The sequence below is a fragment of the Pelovirga sp. C15f genome (assembly GCF_057178085.1).
Genome location: NZ_JBXUCV010000002.1, coordinates 128,975 through 151,912, shown reverse-complemented (window position 1 = coordinate 151,912; position 22,938 = coordinate 128,975). Strand labels below are relative to the sequence as shown.

General features: G+C 54.6%; 21 protein-coding genes. 8 read left to right on the top strand and 13 right to left on the bottom strand.

Features of this window, described 5'->3' with window-relative positions; genetic code table 11:
• Positions 1 to 3: 3 nt before the first annotated feature.
• The 4 genes from AC1931_RS05895 to AC1931_RS05880 are packed head-to-tail and all read left to right on the top strand — an operon-like array spanning position 4 to position 3,935.
• A complete protein-coding gene (locus AC1931_RS05895; RefSeq protein WP_483876320.1) occupies positions 4 to 774 on the top strand; it encodes an SIMPL domain-containing protein in 771 nt (256 codons plus the stop codon).
• Between the two features lie 8 nt (positions 775 to 782).
• Positions 783 to 1,430: a nicotinamidase gene (locus AC1931_RS05890; RefSeq protein WP_483876319.1), complete on the top strand. Its 648-nt coding sequence runs from the start codon at positions 783 to 785 to the stop codon at positions 1,428 to 1,430.
• Between the two features lie 2 nt (positions 1,431 to 1,432).
• Complete coding sequence (gene pncB / locus AC1931_RS05885) at positions 1,433 to 2,629, top strand: nicotinate phosphoribosyltransferase (protein WP_483876318.1); 1,197 nt, start codon at positions 1,433 to 1,435, stop codon at positions 2,627 to 2,629.
• Between the two features lie 52 nt (positions 2,630 to 2,681).
• Positions 2,682 to 3,935 carry a BaiN/RdsA family NAD(P)/FAD-dependent oxidoreductase gene (locus tag AC1931_RS05880; protein ID WP_483876317.1) on the top strand — a complete coding sequence of 418 codons (1,254 nt, stop codon included), beginning with the start codon at positions 2,682 to 2,684 and terminating at the stop codon, positions 3,933 to 3,935.
• A 25-nt stretch (positions 3,936 to 3,960) separates the two neighbouring features.
• On the opposite strand, the gene AC1931_RS05875 is transcribed toward AC1931_RS05880, so the two are convergent.
• The 5 genes from AC1931_RS05875 to AC1931_RS05855 all read right to left on the bottom strand — a co-directional run bounded on the left by AC1931_RS05875 (position 3,961) and on the right by AC1931_RS05855 (position 10,564).
• The gene (locus AC1931_RS05875; RefSeq protein WP_483876316.1) at positions 3,961 to 5,187 is read right to left on the bottom strand and encodes a hypothetical protein; all 1,227 of its coding nucleotides are present in this window, start codon (positions 5,185 to 5,187) and stop codon (positions 3,961 to 3,963) included.
• Between the two features lie 251 nt (positions 5,188 to 5,438).
• Positions 5,439 to 6,392 carry a cysteine synthase A gene (cysK, locus tag AC1931_RS05870; RefSeq protein WP_483876315.1) on the bottom strand — a complete coding sequence of 318 codons (954 nt, stop codon included), beginning with the start codon at positions 6,390 to 6,392 and terminating at the stop codon, positions 5,439 to 5,441.
• A gap of 159 nt (positions 6,393 to 6,551) precedes the next feature.
• Entirely contained in the window at positions 6,552 to 8,402 is a 1,851-nt protein-coding gene (locus tag AC1931_RS05865; protein WP_483876314.1) for an SLC13 family permease, read from the bottom strand.
• A 146-nt stretch (positions 8,403 to 8,548) separates the two neighbouring features.
• The gene (locus AC1931_RS05860) at positions 8,549 to 9,145 is read right to left on the bottom strand and encodes a TetR/AcrR family transcriptional regulator (protein WP_483876313.1); all 597 of its coding nucleotides are present in this window, start codon (positions 9,143 to 9,145) and stop codon (positions 8,549 to 8,551) included.
• 84 nt (positions 9,146 to 9,229) lie between these two features.
• On the bottom strand, positions 9,230 to 10,564 hold the full coding sequence (locus AC1931_RS05855; protein WP_483876312.1) for an MFS transporter: 1,335 nt from the start codon (positions 10,562 to 10,564) through the stop codon (positions 9,230 to 9,232).
• Between the two features lie 341 nt (positions 10,565 to 10,905).
• Between AC1931_RS05855 and AC1931_RS05850 the strand changes: the two genes are divergently transcribed.
• Complete coding sequence (locus AC1931_RS05850) at positions 10,906 to 11,298, top strand: hypothetical protein (RefSeq protein WP_483876311.1); 393 nt, start codon at positions 10,906 to 10,908, stop codon at positions 11,296 to 11,298.
• A 21-nt stretch (positions 11,299 to 11,319) separates the two neighbouring features.
• Here the strand turns inward: AC1931_RS05850 and AC1931_RS05845 are convergent, their stop codons facing one another.
• On the bottom strand, positions 11,320 to 12,168 hold the full coding sequence (locus AC1931_RS05845; protein ID WP_483876310.1) for a C40 family peptidase: 849 nt from the start codon (positions 12,166 to 12,168) through the stop codon (positions 11,320 to 11,322).
• Positions 12,169 to 12,286: 118 nt separating this feature from the next.
• Here AC1931_RS05845 and AC1931_RS05840 point away from each other — a divergent pair, with 118 nt between their 5' ends.
• Positions 12,287 to 13,378 carry an RtcB family protein gene (locus AC1931_RS05840; protein WP_483876309.1) on the top strand — a complete coding sequence of 364 codons (1,092 nt, stop codon included), beginning with the start codon at positions 12,287 to 12,289 and terminating at the stop codon, positions 13,376 to 13,378.
• A gap of 14 nt (positions 13,379 to 13,392) precedes the next feature.
• Here AC1931_RS05840 and AC1931_RS05835 read toward each other — a convergent pair whose 3' ends face one another.
• Genes AC1931_RS05835 through aroC form a run of 5 tightly spaced genes read right to left on the bottom strand, consistent with a single transcriptional unit; the run spans position 13,393 to position 17,825 of the window.
• On the bottom strand, positions 13,393 to 14,838 hold the full coding sequence (locus tag AC1931_RS05835) for a putative nucleotidyltransferase substrate binding domain-containing protein (RefSeq protein WP_483876308.1): 1,446 nt from the start codon (positions 14,836 to 14,838) through the stop codon (positions 13,393 to 13,395).
• 17 nt (positions 14,839 to 14,855) lie between these two features.
• Entirely contained in the window at positions 14,856 to 15,458 is a 603-nt protein-coding gene (locus tag AC1931_RS05830) for a class I SAM-dependent methyltransferase (RefSeq protein ID WP_483876307.1), read from the bottom strand.
• Positions 15,459 to 15,486: 28 nt separating this feature from the next.
• Positions 15,487 to 15,828, bottom strand: coding sequence for an RNA recognition motif domain-containing protein (locus tag AC1931_RS05825; protein WP_483876306.1), 342 nt, complete (start codon positions 15,826 to 15,828; stop codon positions 15,487 to 15,489).
• Positions 15,825 to 16,691, bottom strand: a complete 867-nt coding sequence (gene ylqF, locus AC1931_RS05820) for a ribosome biogenesis GTPase YlqF (RefSeq protein ID WP_483876305.1) — start codon at positions 16,689 to 16,691, stop codon at positions 15,825 to 15,827. The genes AC1931_RS05825 and ylqF overlap by 4 nt, the downstream gene beginning before the upstream one ends.
• Positions 16,692 to 16,745: 54 nt before the next feature.
• Positions 16,746 to 17,825 carry a chorismate synthase gene (gene aroC / locus AC1931_RS05815; RefSeq protein ID WP_483876304.1) on the bottom strand — a complete coding sequence of 360 codons (1,080 nt, stop codon included), beginning with the start codon at positions 17,823 to 17,825 and terminating at the stop codon, positions 16,746 to 16,748.
• A 262-nt stretch (positions 17,826 to 18,087) separates the two neighbouring features.
• On the opposite strand from aroC, the gene AC1931_RS05810 reads away from it, so the two are divergent.
• Together AC1931_RS05810 and AC1931_RS05805 are read left to right on the top strand one after the other, a co-directional pair.
• A complete protein-coding gene (locus AC1931_RS05810; protein ID WP_483876303.1) occupies positions 18,088 to 18,771 on the top strand; it encodes a carbonic anhydrase in 684 nt (227 codons plus the stop codon).
• 26 nt (positions 18,772 to 18,797) lie between these two features.
• The gene (locus AC1931_RS05805) at positions 18,798 to 19,862 is read left to right on the top strand and encodes a hypothetical protein (RefSeq protein ID WP_483876302.1); all 1,065 of its coding nucleotides are present in this window, start codon (positions 18,798 to 18,800) and stop codon (positions 19,860 to 19,862) included.
• Positions 19,863 to 19,887: 25 nt separating this feature from the next.
• Here AC1931_RS05805 and AC1931_RS05800 read toward each other — a convergent pair whose 3' ends face one another.
• Both AC1931_RS05800 and dnaJ read right to left on the bottom strand, forming a co-directional pair.
• Positions 19,888 to 21,729, bottom strand: a complete 1,842-nt coding sequence (locus AC1931_RS05800) for a penicillin-binding protein activator (protein ID WP_483876301.1) — start codon at positions 21,727 to 21,729, stop codon at positions 19,888 to 19,890.
• Positions 21,730 to 21,768: 39 nt separating this feature from the next.
• On the bottom strand, positions 21,769 to 22,887 hold the full coding sequence (dnaJ, locus tag AC1931_RS05795; protein WP_483876925.1) for a molecular chaperone DnaJ: 1,119 nt from the start codon (positions 22,885 to 22,887) through the stop codon (positions 21,769 to 21,771).
• Positions 22,888 to 22,938 lie beyond the last annotated feature (51 nt).

Below are 22,938 nucleotides of genomic sequence, written 5' to 3'. Positions count from 1 at the left end.
CCCATGAACTATCGATTCCTGCCCGGCCTGATGTTGCTCTTCCTTCTTTCCGCCTGCATGCCCCACCCGTTCCACCCCGAACGCAGCCTTGTCGCAACGATCCCCGGCCAGGCGCCACAGCAACTGCGGCTACAGGCGGAAGGGCGGGTCGAGGCTACACCCGACCAGCTGCGTTTACGCCTTGGCGTCATTACCGAAGCCGGCGATGCTGGTCAGGCAGTGAGTGAAAACAACCAGCGCATGACCGGGGTCATGGCGATGCTCGCTGAACTCGGACTTGACCGCAAGGATCTGGCCACCGGCCAGTTCCAGATTCAGCCCCAATGGAGCCAGCCGCCCAGACCGACCCCGGCCAACTGGCAACGGGAGATCATCGGCTACCGGGTCAGCAATGACCTGTGGGTCCGGACCACCCGGATTGAGCTGGCCGGACAACTCCTTGGCTTAGCTCACCAGGCGGGCGTCAACCAGGTCGGCAACCTGCAGTTTACCCTTGCTGATCAGGATCACTACCAGCAGCAGGCCATGACTCTGGCCACCCGGAAAGCGCTGGAACAGGCGCAGGTGCTCGCCACTGCCGCCGGTGCCGAACTCGGCGACATTCTCTCGTTAACCCTTGATACTCCCGGCGGTTTCAGTAGCCCCGCACCGCTGATGGCCGAGGCCCGGATGATGGCCGCTAGCGATGTGGTCCCCATCACTCCCGGCAATGTCGATATTCAGGCCACCGTCACCGTTATTTTTGAATTAGTCTCTCCTGAACGCAACCAGTGAGGATGGCGATGATCATTGATCCGGCCGTGACTGCCAGTTTTGACGTGGATCCGCAACGTGGATTCTCACCCCTGTGCCCGCAGGAACTTCCCGTTCCCGAGGGGGATCAGATCGTTACCGAATTGAACGCTCAGGCAGCCTTCGGCTCCGTTCGCCTGGTCAGCAAGGACTGCCATCCGGCACAAGCGCCCTGGATTGCCGACACCCCCGAGGAAACCCTGCAACCGGTCGCGGGCAATTTTCCCGGTCTTGATGTGAAGTGGCCACCCCACTGCGTGGTTGGCACCGAAGGCAACCGGTTATTGCCGGGGCTGCCCGCTGAAACCGACTACGATCTGGTGATTGAAAAAGGGGTTGATCCCCTCAAACACCCTTACGGTGCCTGCTACCATGACCTGCAGGAAACCGAGAGTACCGGCGCCATCGAGTGGTTGGCAGAGCACGGGGTCACGACCCTGATCGTTGGTGGCCTGGCTACCGACTATTGCGTCAAAACCACGGTTCTGCAGTTGCTGCGTGCCGGATTCCGGGTCATTGTCAACCTCGCTGCCTGCCGTGGTATCTCCCCTGATACCACCAGCAAAGCCATTGTCGCCATGCGCCAACAGGGAGCCGTTCTCATTGACAGCAGTCGCGAACTGCGCCTGGCGGGATAGGGATGATGGATTATCCTGCGCTGATTACCAGCCTGATGGATACGGATCTCTACAAGCTCACCATGCTTCAGGCCTTCTATCATGCCCCCGAGTTTCGTACTGTGGAGGCTGAGTGGAAATTTCACTGTCGCAATCGCCACGGCTTTGATCTTGCCGCCCGGATCCCCGAGATCAAGCAGCAACTGGAAGAAGTCTGTCGCTTGCGGTTTGCCGATGAAGAGCTTGATTATCTCGCCACCTTCCCCTTTTTCACCCCTGATTTTATTGAATTTCTAAGGATTTATCAGCTCGACATGCGGTTTGTTTCCATGCAACCCCAAGATGAAGACATTGATCTGCGGATTCGCGGGCCCTTGATCCATGTTGCCCTTTTTGAAATTTATACCCTGGCTATTATCAGCGAGATACATACCAGGACCATTTGTGGTGACGTTGATGAGACCATCGCCACTGCCAGACTCAACGAAAAAATCGCCTATTTGCAGTCTCAGGAACCGCTGTCAGGTTTTAGTTTTGCCGACTTCGGTACCCGGCGGCGGGCATCGAAGCAATGGCAGGAGGAAGCATTGACCCTGCTGCTCAAAAAAATTCCCCGCTATTTTGTTGGCACCAGCAATCTCGATCTGGCCAGGCGGCTGGGCACAACCCCTATCGGCACCATGGCCCATGAATGGTTCCAGGCCTGGCAGGCAATCACTCGTCTTGCAGATGCCCAGAGAGCTGCTCTTGAGGGGTGGGTGCGTGAATTTCGCGGCAGGCTCGGCATTGCGCTGACGGATTGCTATTCAATGGATTCGTTCATGCGGGATTTCACAGACCCCTACTTCGGCAAGCTTTATGATGGCCTTCGCCACGACAGCGCCTCACCTTTTGAATGGGGCGAAAAAGCCATCAGCATGTACCGGCAAATGGGGATTGATCCCGTGACCAGAACCCTGGTTTTCAGCGATAGCCTCACCTTTCCAAAGATGATCGAGATCTACCGTTATTTTCATGGACGGACAAAAGTGGCCTTCGGTATCGGCACTAACCTTACCAATGATACGGGAACGCCCGCCCTCGACATGGTCATCAAGATGGTCGCGGCCAACGGCCGACCGGTCGCCAAGATTTCCGACGAGCCGGGAAAAAGCATCTGTGAGGACAAAGACTATCTTCACTATCTGGCGTCTGTGTACAATATCAAGATCAACGAGTAAACTCCGGAGACTGGCTGATAGGTTTCTGTCCGCGAAATAGATAGGGGCACGAGTGTCTAAGTATGATGTGATCGTCATTGGTGGTGGACCGGGCGGGCTTTTTGCCGCCGGCGTTGCCGCTGAGCAGGGAGCCAAGGTGCTGCTCCTGGAAAAGAATCGTCGCTGCGGGGCCAAGCTGCTGATCACCGGCAAGGGGCGTTGTAATATCACCTACGACGAAGATGATCCGCAACGTTTCAGCGAACATTTCGGCAAGCAGGGAAAAGCCCTGCTGACAGCGCTCTACAGCTTTGGTGTTGCTGCCACCGTTGATTTTTTTGAGCAGCGGGGATTGCCATTACAACGCGAACGGGGTGGGCGGATTTTCCCGTCGCAGGGTGGTGCGAGCGAGGTCCTCAAGGTGCTGTTGGAGCATGTTCGACAAACAGGAGCAGAGATCAAAACCAGTTGTCCGGTGAGCCGCCTGCTGTGCGACTCAGGTCGCATTCATGCGGTCGAAACACCGTCAGGCTCTTTCCACGCCAGCACCGTGGTTGTTGCCACTGGTGGTTTGTCCTATCCCCAGACCGGCTGCAGCGGCGATGGTTACCGCTGGGCAACAGCCAGCGGGCATCGGCTGATCCCCCCCCAGCCGGCGCTGGTCCCACTGCAGCTCGACGCCGACTGGACCCGGGAGCTGCTCAACCTGAACCTGAAAAATGTCAGCATCACCGCCTGGCACGACAACAGGCCGATTGCCGAACGTTTTGGCGAGTCCTTTTTTACCCGCAGCGGCATCGGTGGCCCGATTGTGCTCGATATGAGCGCCCAGATCCGCGATGCGCTGCAACAAGGTCCGGTTGAACTCCAGCTTGACCTGAAGCCGGCGGTCAGTATTGAACGTTTTGATCAGCGTCTGCAGCGCGAACTTGCGGCCCACAGCAACAAAAACTTCAATAATGCCCTGACCGGATTACTGCCACAGCTCCTTATTCCGCTGTTTGTCCGCTTGAGCGAGATTCCAGCAGAAAAAAAATGCCATTCCATTACCAGGGAAGAACGGCAACGCCTGGGCGGTCTGTTTAAAAACTGGCGCCTGAAAGTCATCGCTCTTGATACGCCGGAGCGGGCAATTATTACCTCGGGTGGGGTTCATCTTGCTGATATCGACATGCGCACCATGCGCTCAAAAATCGTCGATAATCTGTACTTTGCCGGAGAAATGATTGATCTGGATGGCCCGACCGGGGGATTCAATCTGCAGCTCTGCTGGTCAACCGGGTATCTGGCGGGAATCAATGCTGCCGGCGCAGCAAAAAACCCATGAAACCCATGAAAAAGGCCGTCAGTTTTTAGCTGTTGTTGCGCCATTGCTGGAAAATACGACCGAAAGGAAGCTCTAAAAAGCTGATGCTGCGGCGCAGATAAGTGTCGTGGAGATAAAAATCAGCCGCCCGCACCGCTGCCTCAATCCCTTGCATATGCAAAGCCCCCCAGGGGATAACTACCACATCGTAACGCTCTAGCGCCTGGGGAATAAGGTCAGTCACCGCCTGGTTTCGTTTGTCGATCAGATCGTCCATCAGCACCCGGTTGGTATCGATGGTGATATTCTCCTCGGCCCAGCGATTAAACTGCAGGTAGCCATGCCACAGGGAATCGGCATTCAGAAAATACCGGGCCAGGGCGTTGAGAACCTCAACACTGCGGGGATCGAACTGCTGCAGATCGATATCAGCGTCGAGAATGTGCGGGCCATCATAGGCCTCGCGGTAGGGTTGACGCAGATCGGCCGGACTGATACGGCGACCGGCAAAATGAAACTGTTCCTGACTCGACAGACCCAGATTGCCGGCAATCTGGCCGTAACTGAACTGTTCGCGCATCAAACCTGCCTCATCACTGACCCCTTCAGCAAGAATCAGGGTGCGCTCGGCGGGAATCGAGGCGATCAGATCTCTGAAATAACTACCGTGGCCGAGATGAATCATCCCCGCCAGACGGATATCCTTGCCATCGAGATGGTAGACCTTCTCCTGCATGTAGAGGCCATCGGGACGCAGCTGGACAAAGCCACCGGTGCTGCGATCGAGCACTCCGCTGACAATCGAAAACATAACGAGCAGCAAAGAAACCGGCAGCACAACCAGACTGATCAGTGAAAACCGGACCAGTGTTGAAAAACCGAAGGCCGGGCCGGAGAACTGCTCTGGAACCAGCAGCAGACTTTTATTGTTCAATAGAAAATTGACTTTAAGCAGCAGGACACCAAAGGCCAGTTGTGCAACGTAGGCCACCAGCTGCCCCCAGCCCAGGGCAAAATAGCTCAGGGGCCAATAATCCACCAGGCTCCAGAACAACCACAGCAGCAGAGGAATCAGCACCCGCTTGGGCAGATGCCGATTGAAACCAAAACCGATGTAAACGAAGAAACCGCTGATCAGGCAGGCCCCCCGGAGAAAGCGGTGAAACTGGGAGGCGAAGGAGAACATAGCCTCGTGCTGGACCAGCACATGAAAAATTCCGGAGACCGCTGAAGCGATAAAGAGAATCAGAAACAGGTTTGCCAGTTTTCTCATGAGCACCATCCCCGAGCCAGAATAATTCCAGGAGTCACCATCGAAGCTAGGCTATTGATCTTTCATTAAAAAGTCAATATCAACCCGCGGCCGGGAGGCGATCAGGCCGGTCATCACCACCGACATTGCGACGCAGGGTCCCAAGAAAAAGGCCCCTACTCTTGCTTTGAGAAGGGGCCTGTTCTTCACAGCTCTTGATGTTGATGCCTTGCGTATTTAATGGCCAGGCAATCTGCAATTACGATTCATGGCTACACAATGCCTTCAAACAGCACACTCGACAGATAGCGCTCACCCGAGTCGGGCAGGATCACAACAATGGTTTTGCCTTCCGACTCCGGCAATGCCGCTAATCTGGCCGCAGCAGCAACTGCCGCCCCGCAGGAAATTCCGGCGAGAATGCCCTCTTCCCGCGCCAGGCGCTGGGCATAGTCGATGGCTTCTTCGTTACTGACCTGTTCAACCTGATCAACAACGTCCAGATCAAGCGTGTCGGGAATAAAACCGGCACCGATTCCCTGAATCTTGTGAGGTCCGGGCTGCAAGCTTTGCCCCGCCAATTGCTGAGAAATAACCGGGCTGTCCGTCGGTTCCACGGCAACCGAGTGCAATGCCTGACCACGCGTCTTTTTAAAATAGCGGGAGATCCCGGTAATCGTGCCACCGGTACCAACCCCGGCAACCAGGATATCGACCTTACCACCGGTTGCCTCCCAGATCTCCGGCCCGGTGGTCTGCTCGTGAATTGCCGGGTTGGCTGGATTTTTGAACTGGTGCAGCAACACATATTTATCAGGATCACTTGCTGCCATCTCTTCCGCCGCCGCAATCGCTCCACCCATCCCTTTGTTACCGGGAGTCAGTACCAGCTTGGCGCCAAAAGCCTTGAGCACCTTACGCCGCTCCATGCTCATGGTTTCAGGCATGGTCAGGGTGATGGGAAGGCCCCGCGCCGCAGCAACAAAAGCCAGCGCAATCCCGGTATTTCCACTGGTTGGCTCAACAATCTCAGAACCAGGTCGTAACTTCCCACTCTTTTCAGCATCCCAGATCATGGACGCGCCGATCCGGCATTTAACACTATAGGCCGGGTTGCGCCCCTCAATCTTGGCGTAAACAATAGCTTTTCCGGGAACAATGCGGTTAAGGCGTACAAGCGGAGTACCACCAATGCTCAGGGAATTGTCTGCGTAGATTTGACTCATCTTGCTCTCCGAAGGGTTTACGCCGATACGATTTCAACGTTGAGACCGATGGCGACTAAAAGAATAAACATTAACCTTGGAGACGACAATATTAAACACTATCTCGTATGTCAAGATAAATTTATCAATTCAACGGCGATTCGTGGGGGATACGCCTTTTCAAAGTGGCCAGATCCAAAGCAACAGTGGGATACTCAATGACACAACCACGACATCCATGGGCAGCCCCAGCCGCCAGTAATCGGTAAAACGAAAGCCGCCCGGTCCGAGGATAAGGGTGTTATTCTGATGGCCTATGGGCGTCAAAAAAGCGCAGGAAGCGCCAATCGCAACGGCCATCAGATAAGTGTCCGGGTTTACCTGCAGCTCCGTCGCCAGGCTGATAGCTAATGGGCACATGATAGCAGCGGTGGCTGCATTGTTCATAAAATCAGTAAGGAGCATCGTCAAAACGAGCAACAGTCCCAGGGTGACTAAAGGGTTCCCCTGGGCAACATATTCGAGCAGAGACTGCGCCAGAAGGTCCGCTCCCCCAGTTGAGGTCATGGCGCCGGCAACCGGAATAAGGGATCCAAGCAGAATAATGATAGACCAGTCTACTGACTCATAGGCCTGGCGGGGTGGAACAATTCCCAACGCCATAAATGCCAGAACACCGGCAGCAAAAGAAATGGCTGCTGGAAACACCCCAAACGCTGCCAAGGTAACTGCAGCCACCATGATCAGTGTCGCAGTGATGGCACGCCCCTTATTGGGCAAACTGATCGATCGCTTAGCCAGGGGGACACAGCCGAAGGTCGAGGCAAAGCCGGCAAGGGAACTTGGGTTCCCCTGCATCAGCAACACATCTCCGGCGTGTATCGGGGTAATGCGCAGCCTCTTGATGGAGCGTTTGCCCTGTCTGGAAATCGCCAACAAGTTGATTCCATATTGGCTGCGCAGACGGATACCGCTGGCAGTTCGGCCAATTAAATCAGTCGACGGCATGACTACAAATTCCTGTATTTGAATCTGATTGTCCTTTGCGGCCTTGTTATCATTCTGATCCTGCTCTTTTTCTGCACCTTCGTCTTCCTTATCCTCTGCTTCCGGGGTCTCTGCATCAGCGTCTTTCGTCAGCGGGACGGCTTCCTCAAGACTTAGATCCAGGGCTGTCAAAGCCGCCGAGAGAGCGTCAGGATCAGCCTCAATAATCAGGATATCTCCAGCTTTAACAACGCGAGCGGGGTTCGGAGCAGTAATGCGCAATTCATTCCGCACCAGGCCGACAACCTGGGCATCAACTTCCTCAAGAGCCTCTTCTATTTCCCGCAAACTCTTGCCAACGGCCTTGCCCTTATCGGAAACCCGTGCTTCGGTCAGGTAGTTGCCGGTTTCAAAGCCGGCGGCCCCGGCTTCTTCGCGGGTTGGTACCAGCCGCCAGCCGATAAGCAGCAGGAACAGCAACCCGGCCGCCGCGACAGAACCTCCTACCGGTAAAAAGGAAAACATACTGAAGTGGCTGCCTACAATATCAGCGCGAAAGCCCGAGACAATCAAGTTCGGGGGGGTGCCAATCAGGGTCGTCATGCCGCCAAGGATGGTGCCAAAGGCCAGGGGCATCAGCACCTTGCCTGCCGGCAGACCATGTTTTTTTGCGATCTGGACAGCGATCGGCATGAGCAGCGCCATGGCACCAACATTGTTCATAAACGCCGATAAGATCACACCAAGACCAATCAAAGCGGTCAGACTCAACAATATTCCGCCGGTTTTGGGCATGACCCGCTGCACCAGCACATCCACCGCACCGGTACTCTGTAAGCCGGAGCTTAGAATCAGCACACAGGCGACGGTGATCACCGCCGGATGGCCAACACCGGCAAAAGCCTCTCCAGAAGGAACCAGGCCGGCAAATACACAAGCCAGAAGCGCACCGAGAGCGACCACATCATGCCGCCAGCGCCCCCACACAAAAAACACAACGGTGGTGGCCGCAATTAAAAACAACAGACCCTGATCATAGGTCATAAAAAAACCTCCAGTACCGAAGGAAAAGCAGTAAGTCGCTCTTAGCGGCAAACAACCTGACCGGGGAGACGGATAAAAAGAGATAAAATACTATCGGGAAGTTTAGCAGATTGGAGACAGTCGATGGCAAAGGGAAAGAAAAAAGATCAGGATTTGATGGCGGCCCAGGCGTTAGCGATAAGCTCCTCGGCCATGTCGCAAAGGGAGCCCTCCAGAACACACTCCAGCTTGAGCTGCGCCGGGCGCAGGATAGCTCCGGTATAGGACACCGCAGAGATAAAATAGTTGCCCTGGCGAATTTCACCACGGGCCATGCCTTCGGTGACGATCTGGCGGATCAGGCGAAAAGGTTCCGTCATGCAGATCGGTGCCATCGCGTCCATAAACTCAGCATGTTTCATAAACAGCAGGTATTCCATGGTGATCGGGTCACGATCGGTCTCAATATAAACCAGTTCCGCAAACGCCCGCAATTTATCATAGGTCGTTTCACAGTCGACCAGACGAGTGACAAACTCCTCCTGAAAACCATCAAGGATCTGCTGGTGCATGGTCCGGGCAAGATTTTCCTTGCTGCCAAACAAATTATAAATGGCCCCGGTACTGACACCCGACGCTTCGACAATATCCGGGATCGATACCCGGTGATAACCCTTTTTGACAAACAATCGCAGGGCACAGTCAAGCACCTGATGGTATTTTGTATCCGGATCGACAATTCTAACTTTCCTTGTCAACTTCATTTACCTTCCTCACCATCTCTGGATAATGCCTAAATATCTGAACAAACTACTATAAAGCATTTTTTGCTTCAATCAATTTATTATTCAACCGGCGCGCCCAGCATCCCCCCCTGCCTGAGCTCTTCCACGCGCTTCATTGATGGCAAGAGCAACGAACAAGGCCGCTGCAAACAGCAATGCACAGAACAGGATAGAAACCTGCAAACCGAAGACTACCTGCAGCAGACCAATGCCGACCAGCCCGACGATCGCTGCGGCCTTGCTGAACATTCCCCAGAAGCCAAACAGTTCAGCAGCTTTGCCGCGCGGCGACAGCAGCCCGACCAGCGCGCGACCGGCAGACTGGGTTGAGCCCAGACAGGTGCCGGCAACGCAACCAACGCCAAGAAATACATACTGTGCCTGCCAGTTCCAACCGAACAGCCGGGTCGACCAGGCCGCCAGATCCGGGGTCAGATAGATCAGGATAATCGCAAGGATCCACAACAATAAGGTTATGGCGTAGGTGACCTTGGCCCCGATGCGGTCCTGGATAAAACCGAAGCCAAGGGCCCCCAGGGTTGCAGTGATCTGAACAATGACAAACATCAACACCCGCACTGATTCATCCCAGCGAATCACCTGAGCACCATAAATGAAGGTAAATGCGATGATAATGTAGATGCCGCACATGGCGAAAAAAATTGATCCGAACAACAGCGCCAGATCACGCAACTGGATTAAATGAACACAGGTTTTTCGCACCCGGCGAAATCCCAGGAACAGATATTGGCGTGGGTGGGCCAATCGACGCCCGCGACCGCGCTCTTTCAGCCAGACAAAGGTAGGAATTGCTGCTACCAGGAAAAACACGCCGGCAAAGGGTCCGACCCAGCGGATCCTCGCAAAGTTATCCAGACTCACTTCGCCGAGAAACAACAGGGCAACCGCCGTAGCAACCAACCCGCCGACATATCCAAGAGCCCAGCCAAATCCGGAAATTTTGCCAAGGTCCTCCGGTTTACCCAGATCGGTCAGGAAGCTGGCAATAAAAGATTCGCCAATGGAGTAGGCGTAGTTGGAAATGATCAGTAGTAGCATTGCCGGCACCACATAACCAGGAGCGACGAAGTAGAGCATGCAGGTTGTGAGCACCGTCAGTAGATAACTGGCAAACAGAAATTTCTTGCGGGTGGCAGAAAAATCGATAATCGCACCAAATACCGGTGCGGTCACAACCACCAGAGCATAGCTGGCAGCCAGGGCCAGGCTCCAGAGCAGGTTACCGAGACGGTAATCACCGCCGGCATCACCAACAATGATGCGGGTAAAGAGATCACCGTAAATGACGGTAATAATCAGCAAGGTGTAGCCCTGGTTGGCAAAGTCAAACATGGCCCAACCAAAAATTTCTTTCTTGGACGCCGGTGTGTTGTTCATTAATGACTCCATTCACCTGCAGCGGGTCAGGACGATACAGGCAGGGGGTTTGCCTTACGCAGCCAAGTGACGATCCCCGTCATCAGTAACCGGAAACCAGGAGCAGCAAAAGCCGGCCTCCGGATAACACCCCGACAAAAACTACCAGCACAGAACGGCAAATTAATCTCCGGCAGGCATCACAAAGCATTGTATAAATTTTAGTTTGTCAGTTTTCTAAAACGCTGTTAAAGTTAGCTTCAGGCATAGAATTACCTTTCAGGTTATACAAACAGGCTCTTCCAGCAAAAGGAAGCCACGGCGGATGAACTCAAAGAGGGGACAACAGGGATCAGCTTCTTATGATTGAACGTCAAACAGCTCTTGAGACCAATTCACACCAGGACGGTGAATGCTTAATCGTCACCGGCTCCGGTCCCTCTGATTGCCATAACTGTATTGATGCTCTTTATCGCCCCATCCTGAACAAAATGGAAGATTCGGAATGTACCGGTCTGGTGATTGACAAACGCCGGATTTTCTGTGCACCTGGGGAAAAAAGCATCAATCTGGTTGCCGAAACGATTCTGCACCATACCCATCGTGCGCGGTTGCGCAAACTCGCTATTGTTACCACCATCGAATACAAAAAAGATGAGCAGTTACTGCTTGAAACGCTCTACCAAAAGGGGGTCAACATCCGCCTTTTTACCGAGCTGGAGCCTGCTATCCAATGGGCAAAGGCCTATCCCTGAACACCCCTGGGCCATCCGCAACTACAGATAGGTTCGGGCCCCAACATAGGTTTTTTTAAAGTAATTGCTGGACAGACGGGCAACCCGAACCGTCTGCCCGGCGCGCGGGGCGTGAATAAACTCATCGTTACCGATATAGATTCCTACATGAGTCACCCGTCGCCCTCCCTGGGTAGCGAAAAACACCAGATCCCCCCGCTGTAAAGCCTGCTGCTTTACCGCCCGACCGGCATCAAACTGGGCCCGGGAATTACGCGGCAGAGCGAGCCCGTTAAGGCGATAACTGACCATGGTCAGGCCGCTGCAATCGAACCCGCCCTTGTCCTCCCCGCCCCAACGATAAGGTACACCAAGAAAACGCCTTGCGGTCATGACCAGTTCTTCGCGAACATCTCCGCGCCCGCTGCGCTGAATTCTGGCAACGCTGTATTGATCCGGGACAGCAATAAAAAAGCTGTCGATCAGTCTTTGCTCTTGAAACTGCTGTGCCTCAGTGCGCGCCGCATCGTAGGTCATATAGTTTCCGAACTGGACTTTGTACAGTCCGGATTCAGCACGAAAGTAATAGGCATCAATGCCCTGACGTGCCAGCGACGCTTCAAGTCCAACGGCGTTTTCCAGAACCGCAAAAGCCCCAACCTGCACCGCGTACCCCATGCGCTGTAATTCTTCCCCGGCACCGGTTACTTCATCTGCACTGGCTGATTCGAACAGCAGATCGGCAATGGGATCAGCCTTTTGGGCTCCGCTACTCACCGGTTGTGATGATCTGGAGCAACCACCAAGAAGCAACAGTGACACAAACAGCAGCACTGCCAGCATGACCGAGCAGTTGGGGTGTTTTTTCTGGACCGGTCTGGTGCTGCCCATAAATGATCCCCGGTTATCTTAGGCCAACAGGTAGAGGAGCAGCGTCTTTACAGCGCCGCAGGAATTCTGCCATCATCAGGCAGGTAAAAGCCCCATGGTAGATCTAGGAAGGATCACAATGAAGCCGCATAAAATTTACGCCACCGACCTCGACAACGCAACCCTCGATCAATTTTATAGTGCCCTTGAACAGGATTTCAGCGTTCGCGGTGCTCTCATGCCCGATGCCCACCGCGGCTACAGTTTGCCGATCGGCGCTGTTGTAGCGACCAGCGGTGTAGTTCTTCCATCGTGGGTCGGCTATGACATCGGTTGTGGTATGTGTGCTGTGCCCACCAGCTTTGTCGGTGATCAGGTACGGCGAAACGCAAAGCCTATCTTTGCAGCCATCTATCGTGCTGTCCCGGTCGGCTTCTCCCACAATCGCAGCGACACGTCGTGGGATTACCAGCATATTCCTCGCACCTCCCTGGTTGATCGATTGTTGGCTAAGAATGGTTTAAAACAGCTGGGGTCCCTGGGGAGCGGAAATCATTTTATCGAAATCGGCAGTGATGAATCCCGGCGGGTCTGGGTTATTATCCACTCCGGCTCGCGCAACCTCGGCCATAGTGTTGCCGACCACTACATGAAACTCGCCGGCGGCGGCAAAGCGCGAGAAGGGCATTTCGGTTTCGCTGCCAGTAGCGAACCGGGACGCCATTACATCGAGGACTTAAACTTCTGTCTGCAATTCGCCCTGCAGAATCGTTTCGAGATCTTGCGACGGGTGGTGACGCAGATGCAACAGTATTGTGCCGGCGATGCGAACTGGCCGGAGCTGATTAATCGCAACCATAATCATGCCGAAGAAAAAAACGGTCTATGGATTCATCGCAAGGGGGCAACCCATGCCGAAGCAGGGATGCGCGGGGTGATCCCCGGTAACATGCGCGACGGCTCCTGCATTGTGGTTGGCAAAGGAAACCCGCAAGCCCTGTGGTCAAGTTCTCACGGTGCCGGGCGCGCCCTGGGGCGCAAACAGGCGCAACGTCAGATCTCAATGACGCAGTTTAAGGACAGTATGGATGGTATTGTGGCCCGCATCGATCAGACAACCCTGGACGAAGCACCGGTTGCCTACAAAAACCTCGACACGGTGATGGCGCTGCAAAAGGATCTGGTCACCATCCTCCATCGGGTGCACCCGGCGATCAACATCAAGGGATGACGCGCGCGCCTTGTTCAGCCGCGTAACATGTCGACCCGAAAATGCTGCCTGAGGGTTGAGATAAGGGCCATCACCACCTCCAACGCCTCCTTCAAGCGCCCCATCTCAACCCGATCCAGGGTTTCCGGTGCGACATAGTTGGTGATCTCTTCACCGGCATCAGCAGCAGCGATCTGAGACCGTAAACGCATCCCCGTCAGCAGAGAAAAAGCCGCCTCAAGATCGGCCGTCTGCCCTTTATCGAGAACCCCTCGGGTTTTCAACTGACTTAATTTTTCCAGGGTGCTGCCTCCAAAAATGCCGACACTCAAGGCCAAGGTTTTTATCCCTTCGGTGAGGGTGAAAATACCGGCTTTTTTCAGGTCTATCTTGCCGGCATGGGGGCCTTTACGTTCCACCTTGACACGCCCGAACCAACCCAGCGGCTGGGAAAAATTGACCACATTCTGGGCCATGCGCGCCATAAAGATACTATTATTTTGAGCTTTTTCCAGAATGAATTGACGCAGTTCCTGCTCCAGGTGAGGATCACCGCACAGCCCACGCATATCTGAGAGCATCCCGAAATTGAGGATGTTTTCACTGCGGGGACTCTCAATCCAGACGTTGACAGTACGCTTCCAATCACTTAAGCTGCGGCGCCAGAAATCATTGCTTGCCATGATACCACCGGGACACTCAGGAACCCCGATGGCGATCAGGGAGTTGATCAATTCCCGGGAAAAATCTTCAATTTCTTTGAGCTCTTCAGCTGTAACATGGTCAGCGTAGATCAGCGCATTATCCTGATCAGTCTTTAATGTCTGCTCTCGGCGGCCCTCACTACCAAGGACCATGAAGGTGCTGTTTTTCCCCATATCAGGAAATTGGTCCTGTTTAAGCAGATGAATCAAACGGTCAGTCAGTTGATCGTTAATCAAGGCGATCAACTCCACCAGATTGGTGGTGCCGACGCCATTGCGACTGAGGAAAACAATCAACTGCTCACTTTCAGCATTGATCTGGCGTAAATCCTCGATATTACCGGCTTCATCGATGGATCTTAACAGGTGCTGCGGGGAACGGTTCTGCAGACGAATTATGTCAGATTCATTGATAAACCCGACGAGGGTATTATGTTCATCGACGACGCCGATACGATGGATACGGTGGCGAGACATGCGATAGAGGACTTCGAAGAGGGTGTCATCCTCTTTGACCGAGATGACCGGCGAAGTCATAATAGCACCGACCTTGAGGGTACGTGGCTCGAGGCCGTCAGCAACCACCTTGCCGCGCAGGTCACGATCAGTCATAATACCGACCGGCTGGCCCTGATCGTCACAGGCAATAAGACTGGAAATTTTGCGTTCACGCATGACCTGCGCTGCCGCCATCACCGAGTCATTGATGCTGCAGGTAATCAGCTGGCGGTGACAGTAATCCCGCACCGGCAAAAAAAATGTCGACTCTTCAGACATTGACACAGCCTCCAGATTCAGGTGTCAGCACTGCACCGTTGCTTGCGGGCGAACAGCCCGACCAACGATCCCCCCTTGCGTGAGGGCTCAAGCCCTTCCTCGTAAAGCAAGATCTCCCAGTCGGAAAAAAGGTTGATCAATTCGCCCGGGACAAATGAGATGTCCTGATTAACCGGCCCGAAACGCTCCTGCCCTGCCTGACTGAAGGTACGGATAGCGATATACCCCCCCGGACGTACAGCATCCTGCAACCGTGGCAATAACGGGCGATAGAGATAATAGAACTGCAGCCCCAGATCAAAAGACCCGGGCGCAACCCCATAATCTCCGGCCTCGAGATCGGCACACACAACAGCAACCGGCAGTTTCTCCTGCGCCGCAGCCGCGCTTAGCACAGCAAGGGCGACCGGCGAAAAATCGACCGCAGTCACCTGATAACCGTCCCTCGCCAGGGCCAGCGCGTTACGCCCCATACCGCAGGCAAGATCAAGGGCCGTTCCGTGATCCGGCAAATGCGGCAGAACCCGAAGCAACCAGTCGTCCGGGCTCCCTGGAGGCACGGCCGCCTTTTCCCGCCAGCGTTGATCCCACTTTTCCCGACTGTACCTGCTGTCATTCATGGATCACCCAGCTGACCAGAAAAAATCTTTAACGTACCTTTTTGCGCCCGGGTATAGCTCGGCGGCGCCGTGCTTTTACCGGCATGACCTCGACTTCCTCACTGCGCTCTTCTTTCGTACGGGCTTCGCTGACCTTGATGTAACGGCCAGAAAGATAGGTGCCATCAAGGGTATTGATGGCTTCCCGGGTTTCTTTGGCGCTGGCCATGCGGACATAAGCCAGCCCTTTGAATTCACCGCGGGCATCACTGACCAACTGCACCGACTGAACGCTGCCACACAGGGCAAACAGCTGGGTAATTTCTTCCTCACCAATTTCGTAGGGCAGGTCACTAATGAAAATATCCCGATAGGCAGTGTTGCGTTTCATTCAGACTCCTGATACTGGTCAAAAGCGCTCGCTTCTTCAGCCGGACGCTCCAGACTGATACGGCCAATTTTATTTGCGCGCAGATCGCGCAACAACATGTCTGCAGCACGGTGCAGATCGACACCTCCCCCGCTGGCCAGGCAACCACGGCCACGGCCAATCTGCTCCAATAGGGCCGGCGCGCTCCCCGACAAATCATCAAGCTGAAAACGATTCTTTACTTGTTGCGGGTAGTGTTCCCGCAAATAGGCCAGGGTGGCCAGCGCCACCTCAAGGGTCGCGTAAGCAGCTTCACCGAGGGCGCCACTGGCGGCCAGACGACATGCTCCGCCGAGATTGTCGAGAACCGGCCACAGGATGCCGGGGGTGTCGAGGAGCAGGATTCCGTTGCGCAGATCGATTTGCTGGGTGGTAGTAGTAATCGCCGGCTTGTCTCCGACGCGCGCCATCTTTTTGCCGGCCAGGGTGTTAATCAAGGTCGACTTGCCGACATTCGGGATCCCCACCACCATCACCCGTAGTGGCTTACCGGCTTTATAGCGTTGCGTCAGCACGGTCCGGCAGAGCTTGGGAATCAAGCCAACATCGCGCCGATCCCTGGCCTCCAGCGCCAACGCTTTGACCTGCTGCTGCTGTTCCAGCTGTCGCAACCAGGAGCGGGTGATGTTCGGATCAGCCAGATCTTTCTTGTTAAGAATCTTGATGCAGGGTTTATTGCCCCGCAGACGCTCTAACAGCGGATTGGAGCTGCTTGACGGCAGGCGCGCATCAAGAACCTCGATAACCAGATCAACCTTCGGCAGGATATCAATAATCTGCGCCCGGGCCTTTTTCATGTGGCCGGGATACCAGTCAATAATCATTGCAACTTCCGTCGGGAACACCCAGATCAACAATCTTCATGCAGAGACCAACCATCAGCTTCTCATCCTCTGGATCAGGGCAAGATCGGCCAGAACCAGCGCTGCCATGCTTTCGACAATCGGCACCGCACGTGGTACCACGCAAGGGTCATGGCGGCCTTTGGCTTCGAGGGTCACAGGGTTACCGCTATAATCAACCGTCTGCTGTGCCAGACCAATCGTTGCCGGCGGCTTGAAAGCGACGCGAAACCAGACCGGCTCACCATTGGAGATCCCTCCCTGGACGCCGCCACTGTTATTGGTCACCGTACCAAGACGCTCCCCTTTACGAACAAATGGATCATTGTGCACCGATCCATGGCGCTGGGCGCCGGCAAACCCGGAGCCGATTTCAAATCCCTTGGTCGCCGGAATCGATAACATCGCATGGGCAAGCAGCGCCTCCAGGCGATCAAAAGCCGGTTCGCCTAATCCCACCGGCAGTTTACGGCAGACACAGGTGATCACTCCACCGACGGAATCCTTGCTTTCCCGGGCAGCTAGTATTTCCCTGGTCATCTTCTCTGCCGCAACCGGGTCTGGACAACGGATGGCGTATTCATCAACCTGGTCACGCTGAATCGTCTCCAGGTTGATAGCGGTAGCAGTTTGCTGCCCGACGCCACTGACCCAGGCGACAATTTCGATGCCATAGTGCTCACGCAGAAACTTATCAGCTATCGCCCCGGCTGCAACCCGGCCGATGGTTTCCCGCGCGCTGGAGCGCCCACCCCCACTGGAAGCGTGAATACCGTATTTCATCCGATAGGTATAATCAGCGTGAGATGGTCGGGGAACCTCACTCATGGAACCATAATCAGCAGGTCGCTGATCCTGGTTTTTCACCAGCATCCCGATGGGGGTGCCCAGGGTCAGACCGTTTTCAACACCGGAAAGAATCATCACCTGGTCGGCTTCGTTGCGTTCCGTCCCGAGCCTGTTGCCGCCCGGACGGCGGCGGTCAAGTTGACGCTGGATATCCGCTTCGCACAGCGACATCCGCGCCGGCACCCCATCGACACTGACTCCGACCCCGTAGCAGTGGGACTCACCAAAGGTACTGATATTGAATAAACGTCCAAAGCGACTCGACATCGTGCTCCCCTGCTTTTTTGTGTGACCAGCTGTATCGAACGTCAGGCCAGGTTATATCGCAATTGATCATCTGTTTGCACTTGCCGCTGCAGCATATCACAAGTTCTTCACTGGAAGCCATTTGCATTGCTATCAACTATCCCGATTGATTTCCTTCGATTTTTTCGATTTTTTTCGGTGCCTCAATCATTCAAAAACAGTGTTTTAGCTATTTTTTTATGCTACAATTCCCCACATAATATTACTCAGTGGAGATCAAATCATGGCGGACGTGAGTAAGTTTCTCGATGGTATTGGCGTTTTTCAAAAACAACACTTTGGCGAAAACGCTGAGCTCGCAACCACCCTGGCGGCAGGCCAAAGGCCACAAGCCCTGCTGATCGGCTGCTGTGATTCCCGGGTCGATCCGGCGATGTTGACCGCCTGCGCACCCGGTGATCTGTTTATTCTGCGCAATATCGCCAATCTCGTACCCCCTTACGTTAAAAGCGATGCCAAAAGCGATGACTACCATGGTGTCAGTTCCACCATAGAATATGCCGTCTGTTACCTCAATGTTTCCGATATCATCATTCTCGGGCACTCCCAGTGTGGCGGTATCAATGCCTTGATGAAAAGTGCTCAAGGGGAGATTGCCGGTGAATTTATCAGCAAGTGGGTGAGCATTGCCGCTTCTGCTCGCGACAAGGTGCTGCAGGAACTTGCCGATGCTCCGGAAGAAAAGCAACTGCGCGCCTGTGAAAAGGAGTCAATCCTCGTTTCGTTGAAAAATCTGATGACTTTTCCCTGGGTGCGCGAACGGGTGAACCGTGGCCAACTGAGCCTGCATGGCTGGTACTACAATATCGGCACCGGGCAACTGCGCTGCTACAATCAGTTAACTGCTGAGTTCGAAATCCTGGTTGAGCGCTACAGCCCACAGGCTGAAGACCAAGAAGTCGGCTGACGTTACTTTTCAGGGGATAGATAAGTATGCCCATTCATCAACAGCCGATTGCTGAACGCATCGCCTGGCTACAGGATCTCGCCCAACGTCATACCGCTGAGTTTCGCAGTCCAGATGCCAGTCTGGCACGGGAATTCTATCTCGCCAGGTACCCCACCGCCATGATGGTGCTTAAGTGTATGGACGGGCGCATCAATATCCCGGTTGCTACCGGCACCCCGCCCGGAATCATCCAGCCCTTCCGTAACCTTGGCGGGATCTTTGACCTCGGTTGGCCGCATCTGGGAGAAGTCCTGGCCGCAGAAGTCCACCGCATTCTGGCCGCAGGCCGCCAGATCCTGTTTTTCATCACCTATCATTTTTCCCGCGGCGATGACCGCCGCGGTTGCGGTGGCTTTAACGGTGATACCGCTGCCGCCCTCGCCCACTGCCGCCAGATCAAACAACAGGCAGAATATATCTTTGGTAACCGCCACGGCACCATCTATCCCCTGTTGTGCGCTTATGAAACGGATGAAGACGCCTTGATCCTGCATGGGGCCGACGATGAACTTCTCGACCTGTCAACCCTTTCGACGGCCGATATTCCAGCCCTGAATCACAGGGTCGCGAACATGTTCCCTGACATGTCTGAACAGATGCAGCACGACCTGCTGCCGCTGTTGCAGGGGAACATCAAGCACATTGCCCAGGTACGTAACACCTGTCGGCTGCTGGATGTAGAACATCGAGAGTGGATGATCTGTCTGGGGCGCGGTTTCGACTTTCTGCATACGCCGAACCTGGCGCTGATTATCGGGCCTTACAGCCCGGATATGGCTGATCCGATCCGGAAAGCGGCAGGGATTATCGAAGGGAATATGGCTGCCGGGCGAATTCCCGACGACGGTTTTTTGTTATTTACTTCCGTCCCTTACGAAGGAATCGGAATGGACCGGGCGCGCGCTGAACTGAAATCACGCTTTCTTGCCGATTTTGCTGCCAACGTCATCTGCAGGGATTTTCCACAGCTTGCTGAGCGGATGCACACCCAGATTGGTGTGCTTTCGTGGCGCTCACGCGCCCTGGAGCTGCTGCCATTCACCCCATAAAAACTATTCAGAGAGTTGTTATAGCTTAGTTTTTTTGGACCAGTCGACCGCGCGTCACCCCAAGCAGGTTCAGCTCCTTGAGCGACTCGCCCTGCAGATCAAACCCCCTGGTACCTGTTACTCCACGAATGTCATCGAAATGCAGTAACGCGATCCGCAGATCGTCACGATTAACCACTTCAGGGCGATCAACGGTAGCCAGCAGCAGGCTCGCTGCGTCAAAGGCCTGAGCTTCGAGAATACTTGGCTCCTCATCATAGGTACTGCGATACAGCTCGACAAAACGGCGCACCTCCGGATCACGGCTGTCGGCATAAAACGCCTCGACAAACACCGCATTATCCAGAAAACGGCCGGCACGATTGATCAGTTCCGGTGAATACCAGCCATTGATCCCGAGCAACTGCACATCCTTGATGCCATAAAACATCAACTGGGGCGCAATCAGGCTGATATTATCAGCAAAATCAGGGATAAACAGGGCATGGAAAGGTGGCAGGGGATATTCGGGTGGTTCAAGTCCGCCACTTTTTTCTTCAGGAATCGGGCGGCTGCGATTCGACCAGAGCAACTGCTCTATCTGTCCGCGAAAATCGGTGGTGCCTTCCGGGTAGCTGATAACATCTACCAGTTCCCCGCCACTTCGATGCACCATTGTTTCAAACAACTGGGTCATCTGCTGACCGCTACGGGTCTGCGGGTGAAGCACCGAAAAACTGATGCGCTGATCAGCTTTGGCATATTCCACCAGAGCCTTTACCTGCTGTTCTGCGGTCACCGTATCACGAAAAATAAAGTTACCAACCTGGGGTAGCCCCTCCGTCTGCGCCAACGCCAGCAGCGGCACCATCTGCCGCTGTGCTTCACGCGCCGCATCCATGGCATCAGCACTGAGGAGTGGGCCGATGATACCGATCACCCGATCCTCATTGGCCAGACCGTTGACCAGACGGGCAGCGGGTACTGAGCCGGCGCTGTCACGATAGATAAAACGCACCGGAAAACGGGTCTTGTTGTGTTCTGCGAGGGCCAGCTCAAGACCTTTTTTAACCATTTCGCCATAAAAGGCATAAGGTCCGGACAGGGGCAGCAAAACACCGATAGCGTTGCGGTTGAGCCAGCCATCCTCCTGTGTACGTTGCAACAGATCCTCGGCTTCCTGCCAGTAGGGGAAAGGGACACCGATTGCAAACAGGTTTTCCAGCTGCTGTCTTGCCGCTTGTGGATTCTGCCGCGCCAGCGCCCGCCGGGCAAGCTGTAGCCGAGCGTCCTGACCGATTTCCGTGCCCTGCCACATAAAGGCTGCTTCGGCCAGGTCAACGTCAGACAGGCGGTTCTGCAGCAGCTGCCGCACTCGCACCAGCACGGCCTGCTGATCAGCGCTTAAAGCCAGTTTCCGGTGGAGGTAGTATAAAGCAAATAATGGCTGATTTTCAGCCACGGCAGCATTGGCCAACGATTGAAACAGCAGCTCCTGATCAGCAGGAGCCAACGACTCGCCGATCAGCGGTTGCAGCATGCGCAGTGCTTCGGCAACATGACCGGTAGCCACCAGAGCATGACCATGGTGTAAATCGATCTCGGGGCTGCGTAACACGGCAGGGGTGCGCTGCAGGTAGAGAATGACCTCGGGATACTGCTGCCGTTCGGTCAGAATTCTACCAATCAGGGCATAAGCACGACCGGTTTCAATATTTTCAGGAGCGTTACGAATGTGTTCACGCAATACCGCGAGGGCCTGATCATAACGCCCCAACTGATAAAGCTCTTGGCCACGCTCAACATCAGCAGCGTTTGCCACACTCGACCACCCCGGGGACAAACACAGGCCAAACAGCAAGAGAAACACAAAAGCGAATCGCTTCATCGGTACTCCATGTTTATAGCGCCGCACCAACAAAAAATGTCAGTCGAACAGTTCCTTCACCTTATCAAAAAAACCCTTCCCCTGGGGATGGATCTCTTCGCCACCAGCCTTGGCAAATTCTTCGAGTAATTCTTTCTGACGGGCATTAAGCTTGGTGGGAACCTCGACCCGAAGAACCACCAACTGATCGCCACGGCCATAACCCTGCAGAGCGACAATCCCCTTGCCCGACAATTTAAAAATCTTGCCGCTCTGGGTGCCCGCCGGCACTTTAAGGTTGACACGACCTTCGAGGGTGGGAACCTCGAGTTCACAACCAAGGGCTGCCTGGGCAAAAGAAATCGGCACCTCACAAATCACATCCTGGCCATCACGTTCGAAGAGCGGATGTTTTTTAACGCTGATCACCACGTACAGATCACCAGGAGCACCCCCCTGGCTGCCCATCTCCCCTTCGCCGCTGAGTTTGAGGCGGGTACCATTTTCCACGCCGGCAGGCACATGGAGGGGAAGGGTGCGCTTTTGTTTGACTCGACCGCTACCCTTACAATCAGGGCAGGGGTCTTTGATGGTTTTACCTTCACCGTGACAGTCCGGACAGGGGCGAGTCATGGTGAAGAATCCCTGCTGATAACGCACCTGACCGGCACCGCGGCAGGTTGAACAAGTCTGGGGCGAGGTTCCGCTACGGGCGCCACTGCCCTGGCAGCTTTCACAGGGCTGACTGCGCGGCAGCTGCAGCTTCTTTTCGGCTCCGAATGCCGCTTCTTCGAAACTGATCGTCAGATTGTAACGCAGGTCATCGCCGCGACGGCCACGTCCGGGACGCCGTGAACCCCCGAAAATATCTCCAAAAATATCGCCGAAAATATCCTCAAAAGGGGCACCGCCAAAATCGAATCCACCGCCCGAGAAACCACCGGCACCGTTAACCCCGGCATGACCAAACTGATCATAGGTTGCCCGCTTCTGGGAGTCGCTCAAAATCGCGTAGGCTTCGGAGAGCTCCTTGAATTTATTTTCAGCGTCCTTGTTGCCGGGGTTTTTATCCGGGTGATACTGTACCGCCAAGCGCCGATAGGCTTTTTTTATTTCCGTTTCACTGGCGTTACGGTTGACTTCAAGAATCTCGTAATAATCAGATTTTGCCAAAATAATTATCCAAACTCAAAAAAAAGCGGACGCCGCCCGTTTGTTGGCATGGTCAGC

Excerpts from the sequence above, each read along its gene's own strand:
- aroC (WP_483876304.1), bottom strand. The coding sequence starts at position 17,825 with ATGTCGAGTCGCTTTGGACGTTTATTCAATATCAGTACCTTTGGTGAG.
- AC1931_RS05855 (WP_483876312.1), bottom strand. The coding sequence starts at position 10,564 with ATGAACAACACACCGGCGTCCAAGAAAGAAATTTTTGGTTGGGCCATG.
- ylqF (WP_483876305.1), bottom strand. The coding sequence starts at position 16,691 with ATGATTATTGACTGGTATCCCGGCCACATGAAAAAGGCCCGGGCGCAG.
- AC1931_RS05860 (WP_483876313.1), bottom strand. The coding sequence starts at position 9,145 with ATGAAGTTGACAAGGAAAGTTAGAATTGTCGATCCGGATACAAAATAC.
- AC1931_RS05850 (WP_483876311.1), top strand. The coding sequence starts at position 10,906 with ATGATTGAACGTCAAACAGCTCTTGAGACCAATTCACACCAGGACGGT.
- AC1931_RS05830 (WP_483876307.1), bottom strand. The coding sequence starts at position 15,458 with ATGAATGACAGCAGGTACAGTCGGGAAAAGTGGGATCAACGCTGGCGG.
- AC1931_RS05810 (WP_483876303.1), top strand. The coding sequence starts at position 18,088 with ATGGCGGACGTGAGTAAGTTTCTCGATGGTATTGGCGTTTTTCAAAAA.
- AC1931_RS05875 (WP_483876316.1), bottom strand. The coding sequence starts at position 5,187 with ATGAGAAAACTGGCAAACCTGTTTCTGATTCTCTTTATCGCTTCAGCG.
- AC1931_RS05895 (WP_483876320.1), top strand. The coding sequence starts at position 4 with ATGAACTATCGATTCCTGCCCGGCCTGATGTTGCTCTTCCTTCTTTCC.
- AC1931_RS05835 (WP_483876308.1), bottom strand. The coding sequence starts at position 14,838 with ATGTCTGAAGAGTCGACATTTTTTTTGCCGGTGCGGGATTACTGTCAC.
- AC1931_RS05805 (WP_483876302.1), top strand. The coding sequence starts at position 18,798 with ATGCCCATTCATCAACAGCCGATTGCTGAACGCATCGCCTGGCTACAG.
- cysK (WP_483876315.1), bottom strand. The coding sequence starts at position 6,392 with ATGAGTCAAATCTACGCAGACAATTCCCTGAGCATTGGTGGTACTCCG.
- AC1931_RS05840 (WP_483876309.1), top strand. The coding sequence starts at position 12,287 with ATGAAGCCGCATAAAATTTACGCCACCGACCTCGACAACGCAACCCTC.
- AC1931_RS05800 (WP_483876301.1), bottom strand. The coding sequence starts at position 21,729 with ATGAAGCGATTCGCTTTTGTGTTTCTCTTGCTGTTTGGCCTGTGTTTG.
- AC1931_RS05845 (WP_483876310.1), bottom strand. The coding sequence starts at position 12,168 with ATGGGCAGCACCAGACCGGTCCAGAAAAAACACCCCAACTGCTCGGTC.
- AC1931_RS05825 (WP_483876306.1), bottom strand. The coding sequence starts at position 15,828 with ATGAAACGCAACACTGCCTATCGGGATATTTTCATTAGTGACCTGCCC.
- AC1931_RS05865 (WP_483876314.1), bottom strand. The coding sequence starts at position 8,402 with ATGACCTATGATCAGGGTCTGTTGTTTTTAATTGCGGCCACCACCGTT.
- AC1931_RS05890 (WP_483876319.1), top strand. The coding sequence starts at position 783 with ATGATCATTGATCCGGCCGTGACTGCCAGTTTTGACGTGGATCCGCAA.
- pncB (WP_483876318.1), top strand. The coding sequence starts at position 1,433 with ATGATGGATTATCCTGCGCTGATTACCAGCCTGATGGATACGGATCTC.